General features: G+C 62.0%; 17 protein-coding genes. 7 read left to right on the forward strand and 10 right to left on the reverse strand.

Annotated features, from left to right (window positions below):
- Positions 1-36: 36 nt before the first annotated feature.
- The 6 genes from AOP79_RS09155 to AOP79_RS09180 all read left to right on the forward strand — a co-directional run bounded on the left by AOP79_RS09155 (position 37) and on the right by AOP79_RS09180 (position 4,960).
- Positions 37-1,737: a SulP family inorganic anion transporter gene (locus AOP79_RS09155; RefSeq protein WP_062072809.1), complete on the forward strand. Its 1,701-nt coding sequence runs from the start codon at positions 37-39 to the stop codon at positions 1,735-1,737.
- A gap of 35 nt (positions 1,738-1,772) precedes the next feature.
- Positions 1,773-2,576, forward strand: a complete 804-nt coding sequence (locus AOP79_RS09160; RefSeq protein WP_062072811.1) for a thymidylate synthase — start codon at positions 1,773-1,775, stop codon at positions 2,574-2,576.
- Between the two features lie 5 nt (positions 2,577-2,581).
- Positions 2,582-3,097 carry a dihydrofolate reductase gene (locus tag AOP79_RS09165; RefSeq protein ID WP_062072813.1) on the forward strand — a complete coding sequence of 172 codons (516 nt, stop codon included), beginning with the start codon at positions 2,582-2,584 and terminating at the stop codon, positions 3,095-3,097.
- A gap of 2 nt (positions 3,098-3,099) precedes the next feature.
- Positions 3,100-3,741 (forward strand): GNAT family N-acetyltransferase, encoded by a 642-nt coding sequence (locus AOP79_RS09170; protein ID WP_062072815.1) that lies wholly within the window; start codon positions 3,100-3,102, stop codon positions 3,739-3,741.
- Positions 3,742-3,941: 200 nt separating this feature from the next.
- Positions 3,942-4,640 carry an AzlC family ABC transporter permease gene (locus tag AOP79_RS09175; protein WP_236683348.1) on the forward strand — a complete coding sequence of 233 codons (699 nt, stop codon included), beginning with the start codon at positions 3,942-3,944 and terminating at the stop codon, positions 4,638-4,640.
- Positions 4,637-4,960 (forward strand): AzlD domain-containing protein, encoded by a 324-nt coding sequence (locus AOP79_RS09180; protein WP_062072818.1) that lies wholly within the window; start codon positions 4,637-4,639, stop codon positions 4,958-4,960. The genes AOP79_RS09175 and AOP79_RS09180 overlap by 4 nt, the downstream gene beginning before the upstream one ends.
- 7 nt (positions 4,961-4,967) lie before the next feature.
- Here the strand turns inward: AOP79_RS09180 and AOP79_RS09185 are convergent, their stop codons facing one another.
- On the reverse strand, positions 4,968-5,717 hold the full coding sequence (locus AOP79_RS09185; protein WP_062072820.1) for a ZIP family metal transporter: 750 nt from the start codon (positions 5,715-5,717) through the stop codon (positions 4,968-4,970).
- 44 nt (positions 5,718-5,761) lie between these two features.
- Between AOP79_RS09185 and AOP79_RS09190 the strand changes: the two genes are divergently transcribed.
- Positions 5,762-6,259 (forward strand): GNAT family N-acetyltransferase, encoded by a 498-nt coding sequence (locus tag AOP79_RS09190; protein WP_062072822.1) that lies wholly within the window; start codon positions 5,762-5,764, stop codon positions 6,257-6,259.
- 40 nt (positions 6,260-6,299) lie between these two features.
- Here the strand turns inward: AOP79_RS09190 and AOP79_RS09195 are convergent, their stop codons facing one another.
- The 9 genes from AOP79_RS09195 to AOP79_RS09235 form a co-directional block, all read right to left on the reverse strand.
- Positions 6,300-6,746, reverse strand: a complete 447-nt coding sequence (locus AOP79_RS09195) for a hypothetical protein (protein ID WP_062072824.1) — start codon at positions 6,744-6,746, stop codon at positions 6,300-6,302.
- Positions 6,747-6,755: 9 nt separating this feature from the next.
- Positions 6,756-7,499, reverse strand: coding sequence for a 4-hydroxy-tetrahydrodipicolinate reductase (gene dapB / locus AOP79_RS09200; RefSeq protein WP_062072826.1), 744 nt, complete (start codon positions 7,497-7,499; stop codon positions 6,756-6,758).
- Between the two features lie 34 nt (positions 7,500-7,533).
- Positions 7,534-8,856: a M16 family metallopeptidase gene (locus AOP79_RS09205; protein WP_062072828.1), complete on the reverse strand. Its 1,323-nt coding sequence runs from the start codon at positions 8,854-8,856 to the stop codon at positions 7,534-7,536.
- 109 nt (positions 8,857-8,965) lie between these two features.
- Positions 8,966-11,164, reverse strand: coding sequence for a polyribonucleotide nucleotidyltransferase (locus AOP79_RS09210; protein WP_062072830.1), 2,199 nt, complete (start codon positions 11,162-11,164; stop codon positions 8,966-8,968).
- Between the two features lie 365 nt (positions 11,165-11,529).
- Positions 11,530-11,799 (reverse strand): 30S ribosomal protein S15, encoded by a 270-nt coding sequence (gene rpsO / locus AOP79_RS09215; RefSeq protein ID WP_062072832.1) that lies wholly within the window; start codon positions 11,797-11,799, stop codon positions 11,530-11,532.
- 124 nt (positions 11,800-11,923) lie between these two features.
- The gene (locus AOP79_RS09220; RefSeq protein WP_201774454.1) at positions 11,924-12,766 is read right to left on the reverse strand and encodes a glutamate ABC transporter substrate-binding protein; all 843 of its coding nucleotides are present in this window, start codon (positions 12,764-12,766) and stop codon (positions 11,924-11,926) included.
- 86 nt (positions 12,767-12,852) lie between these two features.
- Positions 12,853-13,728: an amino acid ABC transporter permease gene (locus tag AOP79_RS09225; protein WP_062072836.1), complete on the reverse strand. Its 876-nt coding sequence runs from the start codon at positions 13,726-13,728 to the stop codon at positions 12,853-12,855.
- Positions 13,725-14,378, reverse strand: coding sequence for an amino acid ABC transporter permease (locus tag AOP79_RS09230; RefSeq protein ID WP_062072838.1), 654 nt, complete (start codon positions 14,376-14,378; stop codon positions 13,725-13,727). Before AOP79_RS09230 ends, AOP79_RS09225 begins: the two co-directional genes overlap by 4 nt.
- A gap of 94 nt (positions 14,379-14,472) precedes the next feature.
- Positions 14,473-15,339 (reverse strand): glutamate ABC transporter substrate-binding protein, encoded by an 867-nt coding sequence (locus tag AOP79_RS09235; RefSeq protein ID WP_062072840.1) that lies wholly within the window; start codon positions 15,337-15,339, stop codon positions 14,473-14,475.
- Positions 15,340-15,364: the final 25 nt, after the last annotated feature.

Consider the following 15,364-nt stretch of genomic DNA (forward strand, 5'->3'; position numbering starts at 1 on the left):
CCGCCCAGCGGCATCAGCGTTCGCTACGGTGACACCATGACGCGCCCGACAAAGCCGGCCAAGCCAGGCATGGGAAAGCCCTCGTTCAAAGACGTCTCGTCTGGCTTCGTCACGGGCCTCTTTTCCATACCTGAAGGCATGGCATACGCGTCGATTGGTGGATTCGCTGCGCCGCTGGGGCTCTGGTCCGGAGTGGTCCCCACAATTCTGGGTTCAATGTTTGCCCGCACGGTGCTCATGATTACAACCCTGACGAGTGCGATCGCGTTCACCTCACACAGTGTGCTCGAATCGGCGGGCCTGGAATTCGACGATGTTGGAGCCATCGCCACGATGACAGTCATGGTCGGCATCGTCATGCTGGTGATGGGGTTGCTGCGACTCGGCTCTGTCATGGCATTTGTCTCGACCGCCGTGATGACCGGCTTCACCACCGGCATCGCAGTCCAGATTTTGGCTGGTGTCATGGATGACGCCACAGGCTATGCACCAGAGTCGAGCAACACCGTTGGCGAGATCGTCGAGACCATCCTTCACATCGGGCAGTGGGATCCCGCCGCTATTTCCGTGTCCCTTGGAACGGTCGCGATTTGGTTCATCGCGCGCATGTTTCGTGGGCTCCGTAAACTCGCGACGCTGATCGCACTCATTCTCGCGACCGTCATCGCGGTGGTGTCAGCTGTTGACGTTGAGCTCGTTCAGGACATCGCCCCAGTGCCCAGTTCCTTGCCTCCGATCACGCTTCCCGACGTTTCAGCGATCCCGCACCTTGTCACGGGAGCTGCCGCTATCGCCCTGGTGGCTCTGGCACAGGCAGCTGGAATTAGCGCATCCGTGCCCAATCCCGACGGTTCGAAACCCGATGCCTCGCGAGATTTCAGCGCACAGGGTGTCGCAAACATCGCCGGAGGATTCTTCGGTGCTCTTCCAGCCGGAGGCTCACTTTCCCGCACGGGCGTGGCCACGAGCGCAGGTGCGACGACTCGCTGGGCCGGCATCTTTGCCGGAATCTGGCTGGCCCTCATTGTGCTTGCCGTGGGGCCGTGGGCCGGAAACATCCCCATGGCGGTGATCGGTGGTCTGATGCTGGTGATCGGCGCGGAACTGGTCATTGGCCGCAAGAGCGACATCCGGTTGGTGTGGGGCACCTCGACGGCGTCGGCTGCTGCCATGGTGATCACCTTCGTGGCAACCACCATGTTGCCGTTGCAACAGGCCATTTTTCTGGGCGCGATCATCTCGATCGTGTTGACATCGGTGCAAAGTGCGAAGGTTGGCCGCCTGCGGATGCTGACTCCACGAGAGGATGGCGATTGGCTCACGTCCGATCCTCCCGCTGTGCTGCCGTCGGGACGCTCGACCGTTGTCCACTACTACGGTGTGGGCTTCTTTGCCGAGGTCAACCGGCTTGAACAAGAGTGGCCAGACACCCACGGCGCCACCGATGCCGCGCTCGTAGTGTCGATGCGCGGCTCGCTCAACATTCCGTCGGCAACTTTCCTGAAGATGCTTGATCGCAAGGCGGAGCAAATGAGGGCGGACGGTGTTGGCCTCGTCATCAGCGGCGTTCCGATCAAACTTCACGACATGTTGGAACGTTCGGGAGCCCTGGAGCGCATCGGCCCTGAGAACGTCATCCCCGAATCAGATGCACTGCTGGAGTCCGTCACCCTTGGGCTTGCGCGAGCTGAGGTGCTTCGCGCTCACCAGGCTGGCCGCGACACGACCGAGTCATAGCTGATGCTCAGCCCCACGCGCGTAAGGTAAAGCCCATGCCTGAGATTCCAACCCCGTATGAGGACCTGTTGCGTGACGTGCTGACAACGGGCACACGCAAGGACGACCGCACGGGAACCGGAACCATCAGTGTCTTTGGCCGCCAGCTTCGGTACGACCTCCAGGCAGGGTTCCCGCTGATCACCACCAAGCGCGTGCATATGAAGTCCATCACGGGCGAACTGCTGTGGTTCCTTCGCGGCGACACGAACGTGCGCTGGCTGCAAGAGCGTGGCATCTCCATCTGGGATGAGTGGGCTGATGAGAACGGTGACCTGGGTCCTGTCTACGGTGCTCAGTGGCGCTCCTGGCCTGCGCCACATGGCGACAGCATTGACCAAATCGCCACGGTTGTTGAATCTATTCGCACCAAACCCGACTCCCGTCGTCACATCGTCTCAGCATGGAATCCTGCCGAGGTCGACAACATGGCCTTGCCTCCCTGTCACGCGCTGTTCCAGTTTTACGTGGCCGACGGCAAACTTTCCTGCCAGCTGTACCAGCGCAGTGCAGACCTGTTTCTGGGCGTCCCCTTCAACATCGCGTCCTACGCCCTCCTGACGCACATGATCGCGGCACAGACTGATCTTGAGGTCGGTGAGTTTGTGTGGACCGGAGGCGATTGTCACATCTACGCCAACCACATTGACCAGACCGAACTCCAGCTGTCGCGTGAGCCCTACGAGTACCCGACCCTGCGCCTGGAAAAGCGTGACTCGCTGATGGACTACGACCTCGACGACGTGGTCATCGAGAACTACCAGCACCACCCGGGCATCAAAGCGCCTATTGCGATCTAAGGCCGATGCTGACGTCAATCTGGGCACAAGCCCGAGACCCCGAGGGACGGCCCGTCATTGGACTTGACGGGGACATGCCCTGGCACCTTCCTGAAGACCTCCGGCACTTTAAGGACCGCACCACAGGTGGTGTGGTCATCATGGGTCGCCGCACCTGGGAGTCGCTGCCCGAGCGCTACCGGCCGATGCCGGGACGCGTCAACGTCGTCGTCACCTCTGCGACGGACCTGGACGGCGCCGATGCTGTGGTGTCTTCACTGACCGCAGCCAGGTCCGCAGCGCATCGGCTGGCTCCGGACGCCCCCCACTGGATCATGGGTGGCGGCCAGCTCTACACGGCTGCGATGGATGAAGTGGACGCGCTCGTGGTCACCGAGATCGATCTCGAAACCCAAGGCGACACCTACGCTCCCACGATCGACCCCACCGTCTGGACAGTGGCGAACAACTCAGGTTGGCATGATTCGGCAACGGGTCCGCGGCACCGATTCCTGACCTACCGACGCCGTCAAGGCGCCTAGCCATGCTGTACCGCGTTCCACATCGCATCGAAACCGAGCGGCTGGTGATCCGACGCTACGTCGCTTCCGACGCACAAGATCTGGCAACCGTGGTGCCACGCAACGTTGATCATCTCAAGCAGTACATGGAATGGGTCGCGTTCGAACCCCAAAGTGTCGACCAACGCCGCACATTCATTGCCGACGTCAACGCTGCGGCCGATGAGGGTCGCGACTTCACACTGGGCATGTTCCTGCGCACGGGTGCGCTGATCGGCGGAACAGGATTCCACGTCCGCGACAACCCCCATCGCTTGGCACTCGGCTATTGGATCGACAGCGCGCATGCAGGACACGGCTACGTCACAGAGGCCTGTGCAGCGCTGACTCAGGTGGGGCTCGCGCTCACCGGGGCCACCATCATCGAGATTTCACATGCACCCAGCAATGAGCGTTCACGCGCTGTCCCTCAGCGCCTGGGATACGAGCGCCAAACAGTGTCCAACCAAGAGTGCTTCGACGCGGGGTCGATGACACCCGCCGTCAGTTGGTACACCACGATAAGGGATGCCGGTCAGGCGCCTTGGGCATCAACCGAGCGCCCTCGCGCACTCGATGTGCACGGCAATGAAATCGTCTGGCCGCAACGGCCAGCGACTGACTAGCCGAAGATCGTCGAGAGGACGATTCCGCCCGTCACCGACAGCGTCAACGCAATGATGGTGATCAGGGCCACAATGCGCACACGGCGCTGCTTCTTGTCCTCGCTCGTCATGGTCATGCAGTCTAGTCGGCAACCGCGCCTAGTGGAACGACCGGGCACCGTGGCGTTGCGCAGTAGGCCACCGGTGTCACAATACTGAGCGTGCCACGCTTACCCCGACTTGATGCGGCGCGTCAGCAGGCAGTCTCTGTTGCGCTGGCGACCGGGGCCTATGCCATCAGTTTTGGCGCGCTCTCCGTCGCGGCAGGTCTCGACCTGTGGCAAACGATGGCTCTCAGCTTGCTGGTGTTCTCCGGAGGCTCACAATTCGCCTTCGTCGGAGTGATAGGCGCTGGTGGGACCGCTGGGGCGGCCGTCGCGACCAGCACCTTCCTGGGGCTACGCAATGGTTTCTATGGTGTGAGCCTCGCACCCATACTGAGGCCGATGCATGGCTGGCGGCGTGCCTGGGCAGCTCACATGACCATTGACGAGTCAACCGCCGTGGCATTGGCGCAACCAGCGAATGACCCCAAAGCACGCCGCGCAGGGTTTTGGTGGACTGGAGTTGGTGTCTTTCTCGCGTGGAACGCCGTCACGGTCGTCGGTGCACTGCTCGGTTCCCGCATCGGCGACCCCGCTCAGTGGGGCCTTGATGCGGCAGCGGCCGCAGCCTTCCTCGGCCTCCTGTGGCCTCGCCTTGCAAGCCGTCCAGCCCAGGCCGTCGCAGCAGCATCGGCCCTCCTCGCACTCGCGCTCACTCCGGTTCTCCCTTCCGGCCTACCAATTTTGGCAGCCGCGCTCGTGGCGGTCATTGCAGGGTGGCGTGCGCCAAGCTCCGCCAAGGAGGTGCCCGAATGAGCGACTACGCACTGATGTGGATCGCGATCGCGGCAGCCGGGCTGCTGGCGTGGGCCACCAAATTCGCTGGACATGTTGTCCCAGAAACCTGGCTAGAGAATCCCCGCGTTCACCGCATCGCCGCCTATGTGTCCGTGGCGCTTCTCTCCGCACTCTTCGCTGTGCAGTCGTTTACTTCGGGCACCACCCTCGTCATCGATGCGCGCATCGCTGCTGTTGGCGTGGCGGCACTGTTGCTGTGGCGCAAAGCGCCGTTCATCGTGGTGGTTTTTGTTGCTGCGGGTGTGGCTGCAGGGCTACGTGCATTGGGCTGGGGTTAGCGGATCGCTATGTCAGCTCATTCAGAATGAACGCGACGAGGAAGCCCGCTGCCGCCAACAGTCCAGTCGCCCAGTGATCCTCGTGGAACGCCTCTGGAATCATCGCATTACAGACCATGGCCAGCAGCGCCCCCGCCGCCAGCGAAACGATCACTGCAATGAGTTCTGCTGGGGCATCGGCCAGGAGCGCCGCTCCCACGACCGCGGCTAGCGTCGCAATTGCCGTAATCCCACCCCACAGCCCGAACACTTGTGCCGCAGAGCGGCCCGACCGCTTGAGTGGCACCGTGCCCGCTAGTCCCTCTGGGATGTTGCTCAACCCAATAGCGGCCACAATCGCAAACGGAAATCCAGATGCGGCACTGAGACCAATCACCATCGCCTCGGGGATCCCATCCAGAAGCGCACCGACAGCGATCGCTCCGCCATTGCCGGACGAATCGCCTCCACGGCGCGCAGTGATGTTGCGCGAGTGATGGCGGCTCGCGGCTCTTGATCGCGACGCAATCACCCGGTCACCGCCCACGTACATCACCGCACCCACCGAGAAGCCAAGCACCACGGGCCACACTCCCCCGCCCTCAGCAGCCTCCGCCACCAATTCCAGTGCGAGCGTCGCCAGCATCACGCCAGCACCGAAAGCCATCACGCCTGCCACTACCCGGCGCGGCACATCCCAGAACCAACCAATCGCCGCGCCGATCAGCAGCGTGCCAATCCCGATAGCGCTGGCTACAGCTGCAATTCCGACGGTCATGACGTCAGCCTATCCACCGCGTGAATCCGCGTACCCTGGTGCACATGCCTACTGCAGATGTCTCCGCCCGTCCCGCCGTTCCCGGAGATGAAGAGGACATCGCTCAGATCCAGCTCGACGCCTGGAGCGGGATGTTGGGTGCCGAGGCAGTGGCCGGGCTTCCACGCGATCAGATTTTGGCGCAGTGGACCGCTGCCATCGAGGCTCCTCCGACGCGCGAACACCGCATGTTTGTCGCCACAGAAGCAGGCAACGTCGTCGGTTTCGCAGCGCTTGCCATCAACGAGGTGATTGCCCTCGAGGTGTCCCCCGAACATCGCCGCGCCGGTCACGGTTCGCGGTTGCTCGCCGCATGCGTCGACACCATGAAGATCTTTGGTGCAGTCGAGGCACGAGCATGGGCCATTGACGGAGACAGTGAACGCGAGGCGTTCCTCACCTCAGCAGGGTTTGGACGCGGAGGTATTCGTCGCGGGATCGATGGCCCCCAGGAGGAACTGCACGAACAACTCTGGCGTGCCGCGATTGACCACCAAGCCTGAAATCAGCGGGTCGAGAACTCAGGCCCCTGACACATCAGAGTCAGCGACGTCGGTAGAGATCGGCTGCGTGACGCAACGACTTGCGTGCCATCGAACGGTCCCGGTTCTCCTCGTACGCATACGCAACGGTGAACCACGCTTCCCAGCTGTCGGGTTCAGCATCGACATCCGCGCGGGCCTCCCTGTACGCCACCTCGCCTGCCTCCGCAGTCAAACGACCCATCGTGGTCACTTCGCCTTGAAACGCGGGCAGTTCGCCTCGTGCTTCCAGTTCACGAGCCATCTTCTGCACCGTCATGCCTAGGCGCCACTCCACAATCAGGTACCAACCGGCGATCACAGGTAGCACCATCATCGCAATACCCAAAGTTCGGGCCTGCCACTCGCCCGTCGAAATCAGGATCCAGGCGAACTCCGCAACGAACGCCACATACATAGCCAAGATCACCGTCATGGCGACGGCTCCCAAGAATGCTGGGGAACGCATCAATCTCATTTAGAGGCTCATGAACTGGTCGAGCCCCACGGTCAGACCGGTGTGCTGACCGACCTGACGCACTCCAAGCAACACCCCGGGCATAAACGACACGCGGTCGAAGCTGTCAGTGCGAATAGTGAATGCCTCGCCCTCATTACCGAAGAGAATTTCCTCGTGCGCGACCATTCCACGAAGCCTGACCGCATGGACGTTAACGCCGTCAATACTCGCTCCGCGCGCGCCGTCGGGGTCATGGGTAGTCGCATCGGGACTCGCCCCAAGCCCTGCCGCAGTCCTGGAAGCGGCGATGCCCTGCGCGGTGTGCACTGCAGTGCCCGAAGGCGCATCGACCTTGTTCGGATGATGAAGTTCTACGATCTCCGCAGACTCGAAGTACGGGGCCGCCATGGCAGCGAAACGCATAGCCAAGACAGCACCCAGAGCGAAGTTGGGCGCGATGAGCACACCAAGTTCAGGGCGCTCCTGGAGGTGCTCGCGAACCCGGCCCAGAGCGTCGTTCGTCCACCCGGAAGTGCCCACCACAGCATGAATGCCAGCATCAATCAGTGCGTGAACGTTGGCTTCCGTGGCATCAGGAACGGTGAAATCCACCGCCACCTGAGCGCCCGCACGTGCCGCTTCCGCAATGTCGTCGCCTGCATCGAGAGCAGACACCACCTGCAGGTCCTCGGCCTGAGTGACCGCATTGACGACGTTCGTTCCCATGCGCCCCGAGGCGCCCAACACTGCGACATTGATCATGGCTCTACTCTAAGGGAGCCGCAGCGTCGTCAGGTCAGTCGCGTGCGGGTCCGACCCGCACGCTCACACGCTCACGCGACGCAAGATCCGCGGCCAGGGCCACGACGTCATCGGCAGTGACCGCGCGCACACGATCAAGGGACTCGCCGATGCTCCACAGTTCTCCCTGAACTAGTTCCGCGCGTCCAAGGCGGGCCATGCGCGAATACGAGTCCTCGAGACGCAGGACCGTGGTGCCAGCAATCTGCCCCTGCGCTCGCTCCAGTTCCTCGGCAGTGATGCCCTCGGCCAGACGCTCAAGTTCAGAGCCGAGGAGACGTTCCACCTCATCGGCATTGGAAGGGTTACAGGCGGCGTACATGCCCCAGACGCCCGTGTCCGCGCTTGGGGCACCAAACGAGTAGACGCCGTACGTCAGGCCGCGCTTTTCACGGATCTCCTGGAAGAGTCGCGACGACATTCCGCCACCGAGAATTGCATTGGCCACCGCCAACACCGAACGCCGTTCATCGGTGCCACGGAAACCCCGCGTACCCAGCAGCACGTGGGACTGCTCCAAATCTCGGTTGACTCGCACCTCGGACACCAACCCCGCGTCGACTGGGGCGAGCGGGTCGCGTCGCGGCAACGGCGCCCGGTTCTCCGTCAGATCCCAGCCTCCAGCGTTCAGCGCCTCAGCCACCTGTGCGCAGACCGTGTCGTGGTCCACTCCCCCAGCCGCGGCAATGATCAGGCCCTCAGGCACATAGTGCTCGCGATAGTGCGCAGCCACGGCATCCCGTGTCACCCCGCGAATAATGTCCGGCGTGCCACCAATGGGGCGCCCCAATGGATGCCCATCGAGCACCGCCTCAGTGAACCGCTCATGTGCGACGTCCCCCGGATCGTCCTCACTCATCGCGAGTTCCTCAAGAATGACGCCGCGTTCCATCTCGAAGTCAGCATCGTCCAGGCGTGCCGACGTCACCATGTCGCAAATCACGTCGATTGCCAGCGGGAGGTCCTGATCGATGATGCGCGCGTAGTAGCAGGTGAATTCCTTGCCGGTCATGGCGTTCGACTCGCCACCCACGCGGTCAAAGGCAACCGCAATGTCCTGTGCGCTACGGCGTTGGGTGCCCTTAAAGAGCAGGTGCTCGAGGAAGTGCGTGGATCCTGCGTGCTCGGGAGTTTCGTCACGACTTCCCACTCCTACCCATGCCCCGACCGTCGCAGAGCGCATGCCTGGAATGTGCTCCGTGAGTACGCGCACACCGCCAGGCAGGACCGAGCGGTGGATGACCGCACCATGATCCTGTTCGACAGCGAGGTGAGCGCCGATGGACTCGGCGGAGACAAGTGGGAGAGCATGAGGCATACGGGCGAGCCTAACTGGTCATGATGGTGTCACTGTGCGAGGCCGGACATGCCACGAGGGCGGCCCCGGCGAACCGGAACCGCCCTCGTGAGCGTGAAAGTCGGGCGAATTACTCGCCGTCCTCCTCAGAACCTTCTTCGACGACACCCAGCGACAGCTTGCCGCGCGGGTCGACCTCTTCGATCTGGACCTGAATCTTCTGGCCGATGGAGAGTACGTCCTCGACGTTCTCCACACGCTTGCCACCCACGAGCTTGCGGATCTGCGAGATGTGCAGCAGTCCGTCCTTACCGGGGCTGAGCGAGATGAAGGCACCGAAGGCGACCGTCTTCACGACGGTACCGACGAAGCGCTCGCCAACCTCAGGCACGTGCGGGTTCGCGATCGCGTTGACTGCAGCGCGTGCAGCCTCGGCGGACGGGCCGTCAACAGCACCGATGAACACGGTGCCGTCGTCCTCGATCGAGATGTCCGCACCAGTGTCGTCCTGGATCTGGTTGATCATCTTGCCCTTAGGGCCAATGACCTCACCGATCTTGTCGACAGGCACACGCACCGTGATGATGCGAGGAGCAAAGTCGCTCATCTCATCAGGCTCGGAAATGGCCTGCTCCATGACATCAAGGATGTGCAGACGCGCGTCCTTGGCCTGGCCCAAGGCGCCCTTCAGCACCGAGGCGGGGATACCGTCGAGCTTGGTGTCCAGCTGGATGGCGGTCACGAACTCGCGAGTACCGGCAACCTTGAAGTCCATGTCACCGAAGGCATCTTCGGCGCCGAGGATGTCGGTCAGAGCCGCATAGCGGGTCTCACCGTCAACGGTGTCGGACACGAGGCCCATGGCGATACCGGCAACAGGAGCCTTCAGAGGCACACCGGCGTTGTACATCGCGAGGGTCGAGGCACACACAGAACCCATCGAGGTGGAGCCGTTGGAGCCCAGAGCCTCGGAGACCTGACGGATCGCGTAGGGGAAGTCCTCACGCGAGGGCAGGACGGGAACGAGCGCGCGCTCTGCGAGTGCACCGTGGCCGATTTCGCGGCGCTTGGGGCTTCCCACACGGCCGGTTTCACCGGTCGAGAAGGGCGGGAAGTTGTAGTGGTGCATGTAGCGCTTCTTCGTCTCGGGGTTAAACGAGTCGATCTGCTGTTCCATCTTGAGCATGTTCAGGGTGGTGATACCCATGATCTGGGTCTCGCCGCGCTCGAAGATTGCGGAACCGTGCACGCGAGGGATCGGGCCAACCTCTGCCGACAGCGGACGAATGTCCTCGAGGCCACGGCCGTCGATACGAACGCCGTCCTTGAGAATGCGCTGACGGATGGTCTGCTTGGTCACGGAGCGAATTGCTGCCGAGACCTCCTTTTCGCGGCCTTCGAACTGCTCAGCGAAGTTCTCGAGTGCTCCGGCCTTGATCTCGTCGAGGCGGTTCTCGCGCTCCGCCTTGTCTGCGATCTGCAGAGCGGCAGTGAGGTCTGCGGCCACGAAGGGCTCCACAGCAGCGAACACGTCATCCTGGTAGTCCAGGAAACGGGGGAACTCGACGGTCTCCTTGGCAGCCTTGTCAGCAAGCTCCTGCTGAGCATCGCACAGCGACTTGATGAAGGGCTTGGCAGCCTCAAGGCCTTCTGCCACGACCTCTTCGGTAGGTGCCTGGGCACCCTCGGAGACGAGGTTGAAGGCGTCATCGGTGGCTTCTGCTTCGACCATCATGATGGCGACGTCGTCACCCACGATACGGCCGGCGACAACCATTTCGAAGACCGCGCGGTCCTTCTCGGAGTAGCGCGGGAAGGCGACCCACTGGCCGTCGATGAGCGACACACGCACACCGCCGATGGGGCCGGAGAACGGGAGGCCGGAGAGCTGAGTCGACATCGATGCGGCGTTGATAGCCAAGGTGTCGTAGGCGTCTTCGGGGTTGATGGCCAGCACGTCGATGACGACCTGGACCTCGTTGCGCAGACCCGACACGAACGACGGACGCAGCGGACGGTCGATCAGACGGCAGGTCAGAATCGCGTCGGTCGAGGGACGGCCCTCGCGACGGAAGAACGAGCCGGGGATCTTGCCGGCTGCATACGAACGCTCTTCTACGTCCACCGTGAGGGGGAAGAAGTCAAAGCCATCGCGGGGGTGCTTGCCAGCCGTGGTGGCCGACAGCAGCATCGTGTCGTTGTCGAGGTAAGCGGCAACCGAACCGGCGGCCTGCTTGGCCAGACGGCCAGTCTCAAAGCGGACAGTGCGGGTGCCGAACGAACCATTGTCGATGGTCGCCTCGGCGAACTGAATTTCGGGTCCTTCCATGTGGGAAGTCGCTCCGTTTCTTTCGGAGCAGGCCAAGCGAACTTAAGGGGCTCCTTGTGAACCTCACTGATCGTCAGTCGACATAGTCAGACATGCACCCGCATCACACGTGCGAGGGGTTCTGCCCATCTCCACCGAGGATCAGCGTCCAGCTGGCCTGCCAGGTGTATGAAATTGGGCTCCGCCTACAACGGCGGGCCTTGTCCATGATAACAGTCTGGCAACGCTCGCGGCGGGCACAGCCATCGGCGCGCCGACCAGCCGCGTCGGCGCGCCCTACCTGCTCGGCGCCAAGAATGCGAAAAGCCCGGCCACTCTACCTCCGCGAGGAGGGAGTGACCGGGCCGAGCGCGACTGGGTGAGCCTTAGCGGCGCAGACCCAGGCGCTCAATCAGCGTGCGGTAACGAGCAATGTCAACGCGCTGGAGGTACTTGAGCAGGTTGCGACGCTTACCGACGAGCAGCAGCAGGCCACGACGCGAGTGGTGGTCGTGCTTGTGCTCCTTGAGGTGCTCGGTGAGGTCGTTGATACGCTGCGTGAGGAGCGCGACCTGAACCTCGGGCGAACCAGTGTCACCCTCGACGGTGGCGTACTCAGTCATGATGGACTTCTTGGTGGCTGCGTCTAGAGGCACGGCTCACTCCTTCTGTATGTCTGTTGCACGGAGCTCCCGGGCATGTTCTCCGGGTGCTTGGGATCCGCGGCCGTTTCACGGCGACGTTCCACTATACAGCAGGGAGTGCTTGCGCGGCGACCAGTCAGTAGCGGTCGAGAATGGGGCGCTGGGGTTCGGGCAAGACCACACCGGCGGTCTCTTCCCAAGCGTCCAACCAACTGCCGTCATCCATGGCCTCTTCGAGCACATCGTCGATCCACAACCGGAACTCGTCGTCATCCACGTCAAGCCCGATGCCGTAAGGCTCAGCGGTGAAGGGCGCGCCGACGATGCGGAACTGTCCGTTGGCCTCTGCGGCGTATCCGGCGAGGATCACGTCATCGGTGGTGACCACGTCCACTTGCCCTGTGCGGAGCGGTTCAATGCAGTCGGAGTAATCATCGAACAGGACCAACGACGACTCGGGCGCGATCTGGGCGATCGTCTCCGCGGCAGTCGAGCCCTCAACGGAACACACCTGTTTGCCTTCAAGGTCGAGTGCGGACGTGATTTCCACATCGTCTTTGCGGGTCAAGAGGCTCTGCCCCGCAACGTAATACGGCCCGGCAAAACCGACGCTCTCTTTGCGCTCGTCAGAGATTGTGTACGTCGCAACGACAAAGTCGACGGTGTCTGCCGCGATCAAGTTCTCGCGCTCACCTGACGGAGCCTCGACCCATGCAATCCCCGACTCTTCGATGCCGAGTGCGTCCGCCACAATCCGTGCGATCTCGATATCGAATCCCTGCGGAACGCCGTCGGAGTCGAGAGCGCCAAAAAGTGGCTGGTCATGCTTGATGCCGATGCGAACCTCACCGGCCTCGGCGAGCTCCGCCATGGTGGAGCCACTGGGGTACTCGGTGGAGGAACAACCCGCTACGGACAGCGCAAGAGCAGCCACGGCACCTGCGGCCACCGCTCGTCGTTGCACTACCCCATGAGTCATTGTCATCGCCCTCTGGCATGTGAGCGTACACGCCTCCGAGAATGACTCAACACACTCCGCGACACCGTCTTCTTGGCTCCCTTGCCTTATGGAACCAGGCCGGATCCTGCATCGGCGCCCTTGGCCGGCGCAGCGGCCCGCGGCTGGCGAGTTCGCATGCGTCCTTCGATATACGTCGCGAGTCGCGATACGGCCATGTTGACCAAGATGTAGACCACCATCGCGGCAACAACCAGCGGGATAACTGACGAGTTACCGAAGAAGTTGTACAGGTTCTTGGTGGTCGTCAGGAGTTCCACGTAGGCAATGATGAAGCCAAGCGACGTGTCCTTCAAGAGCACCACAATTTGGCTGATCAGTGCCGGCAACATAATGCGGACTGCCTGCGGGAGCTGAATGCGGAGCATCGTTTGCAAAGGGGTGAAACCGATGGCCAGTCCCGCCTCACGCTGGCCGCTCGGTAGGGCGGCGATGCCGGCACGCAGGATCTCGGCGACGACAGCGGTGTTGTAGACCACGAGGCCGAGCACTACGGCCATGAGTGGCGAGAGGTCCATGGCAATCACGCCGAAGTACATGATGAGCAGCACGGGGATGCCACGGAAGATGTGGGTAAAGCCAATGGCTGGGTAGCGGATCCACCGCGTTGGCGCCTGACGCGTAATTGTCAGAATCATCGCGAACGCGACGACAATGGGCACTGCGATGACAACGGCTTTCAGCGTCCCGAGCAACAGACCGTCGACGAGGAGGCGCTGCCACACTTCGAATCCCGTGAAGCCCTTATCCCCTGCCCACAGCACCTGCCAGCGGTCGTCAAAGATGCCTCGGCGGTAGGCGTCGATCGCAAGCCATACCAGAGCGCCAATAATCAGCACCGAAATGAGCACGGTGTACAGGCGGTCACGCCGGATCGCCTTGGGCCCCGGGATGTCGTAGAGGACTTGCTGCTTCTCACTCATCGTGCGACCGCCACCTTGGACTCAAGTTTCTCAGCGGATATCGATAACGGCAGTGTCATGACCAGATAGGCCACACCGACACCCATAAATACGCCAATCACGTCTCCGGGGTTGCCGTTGGCTAGGCGAGTACCGATGGCGGTGAGTTCAGTGGTCGCAAACCCTGCCGCCACCGAAGTGTTCTTGATGTGGGCCACGTACACGTTGATCAGCGGAGGAACCACCGACCGAAATGCCTGCGGGAGAACCACAGTGCCGAGTGTCTGGATGAAGGTCAAACCAACGCTACGAGCGGCCTCAGCCTGACCCACACCAACCGAGTTGATGCCCGAGCGGACTGCCTCACAGACAAACGTCGACGTATAGAGGGACATCGCGACGATCGCGGTGATCACTCCCAGTGGAAGGACGATGCCAAACAGGGGTGGTGCCGCGCTCCCGAGAAACACAAAGAGCAGGGTCAGCGGAGTGTTGCGAAAAATGGTGACGTAGGCCGCTGAGAAGGTCCGCAGTGGTGCCACGGGCGAGACCCGAAAGGCCGCCAGGACCACACCCCAGACGAACGACAGCACACCCGCGACCACGGTGATGCCCAATGTCGTGAGAAAGGCACCCCACAACAGATCGAAGTTGTCGATCAGTACGCCCATATCCCTGTTCTCTCAGTCTGAGTGAGGGGTGTCCCGGAGCCCGCGGCTCCGGGACACCCCATCAACGTACAGTGCTCTCTTCAGTCGCCAGTGCTTAGTAGCGGTCGACTGCGGGAGTTTCAGGCTCAGGAAGGACGGTACCGGCGGATCCGTCAGCGTTCCAAGCTTCGAGCCAGCGACCGTCTTCGAAGATCTCCTCCAGGACATCGTTGATCCAGTCGCGGAACTCGTCGTCCTCGAGTGCCAGGCCGATGCCGTAGGGCTCCTCGGTGAAAGGCTCGCCAGCAATGGCGAACTCACCGTCGGACTCATCGACATATCCGGCGAGAATCACGTTGTCTGTGGTGACGACGTCTACCTGACCGTTGCGCAGTGGCTCAAGGCAGTCGGTGTACGCAGCGAACAGCACCAAGTTGGCGTCGGGGTAGTTCTCGGAGATATTCGCGGCGGGGGTCGAACCTTCGACTGAGCACACGTTCTTGCCGGCGAGATCATCTGGGCCTGAGATATCGCTGTTGTCAGCGAGGACCATCAGCGACTGACCTGCGTTGTAGTAAGGCCCGGCGAAGGACACGACTTCCTTGCGCTCGTCGTTAATGGTGTACGTGGCGACGACGAGGTCCACCTGTCCACCTTCGATGAAGGGCTCACGGTTGGCGGACACAGTCTCTACCCACTCGATGTTGTCCTCAGAAATACCAAGTTCACCCGCGATGATCGTGCCGATATTGACGTCGAAGCCCACGGGAACTCCGTCAGGACCAATGAGGCCAAACAGCGGCTGGTCGAACTTAGTACCGATGGTGATCTCGCCAGCTTCGGCAAGCTCCGCCATGGTCGAACCTTCTGGGAAATCGCCGGTAGCGACTTCCTCTGTACCGCCATCGTCGGAACTACAAGCGGACAGCACCAGCACTGCAGCAGCCCCGAATGCTGCGACCTTCGTCTTCGTGAACATCATTGTTCTCCTCTCATCTGCTGTGAAC

Source organism: Demequina sediminicola (assembly GCF_000975055.1).
Classification (GTDB): domain Bacteria; phylum Actinomycetota; class Actinomycetes; order Actinomycetales; family Demequinaceae; genus Demequina; species Demequina sediminicola.

Bases quoted from the DNA above. Each gene is read 5' to 3' on its own strand.
- AOP79_RS09155 (WP_062072809.1), top strand. From the start codon at position 37: ATGACGCGCCCGACAAAGCCGGCCAAGCCAGGCATGGGAAAGCCCTCG.
- AOP79_RS09160 (WP_062072811.1), top strand. From the start codon at position 1,773: ATGCCTGAGATTCCAACCCCGTATGAGGACCTGTTGCGTGACGTGCTG.
- AOP79_RS09165 (WP_062072813.1), top strand. From the start codon at position 2,582: ATGCTGACGTCAATCTGGGCACAAGCCCGAGACCCCGAGGGACGGCCC.
- AOP79_RS09170 (WP_062072815.1), top strand. From the start codon at position 3,100: ATGCTGTACCGCGTTCCACATCGCATCGAAACCGAGCGGCTGGTGATC.
- AOP79_RS09180 (WP_062072818.1), top strand. From the start codon at position 4,637: ATGAGCGACTACGCACTGATGTGGATCGCGATCGCGGCAGCCGGGCTG.
- AOP79_RS09185 (WP_062072820.1), bottom strand. From the start codon at position 5,717: ATGACCGTCGGAATTGCAGCTGTAGCCAGCGCTATCGGGATTGGCACG.
- AOP79_RS09190 (WP_062072822.1), top strand. From the start codon at position 5,762: ATGCCTACTGCAGATGTCTCCGCCCGTCCCGCCGTTCCCGGAGATGAA.
- AOP79_RS09195 (WP_062072824.1), bottom strand. From the start codon at position 6,746: ATGCGTTCCCCAGCATTCTTGGGAGCCGTCGCCATGACGGTGATCTTG.
- dapB (WP_062072826.1), bottom strand. From the start codon at position 7,499: ATGATCAATGTCGCAGTGTTGGGCGCCTCGGGGCGCATGGGAACGAAC.
- AOP79_RS09205 (WP_062072828.1), bottom strand. From the start codon at position 8,856: ATGCCTCATGCTCTCCCACTTGTCTCCGCCGAGTCCATCGGCGCTCAC.
- AOP79_RS09210 (WP_062072830.1), bottom strand. From the start codon at position 11,164: ATGGAAGGACCCGAAATTCAGTTCGCCGAGGCGACCATCGACAATGGT.
- AOP79_RS09220 (WP_201774454.1), bottom strand. From the start codon at position 12,766: ATGACTCATGGGGTAGTGCAACGACGAGCGGTGGCCGCAGGTGCCGTG.
- AOP79_RS09225 (WP_062072836.1), bottom strand. From the start codon at position 13,728: ATGAGTGAGAAGCAGCAAGTCCTCTACGACATCCCGGGGCCCAAGGCG.
- AOP79_RS09230 (WP_062072838.1), bottom strand. From the start codon at position 14,378: ATGGGCGTACTGATCGACAACTTCGATCTGTTGTGGGGTGCCTTTCTC.
- AOP79_RS09235 (WP_062072840.1), bottom strand. From the start codon at position 15,339: ATGATGTTCACGAAGACGAAGGTCGCAGCATTCGGGGCTGCTGCAGTG.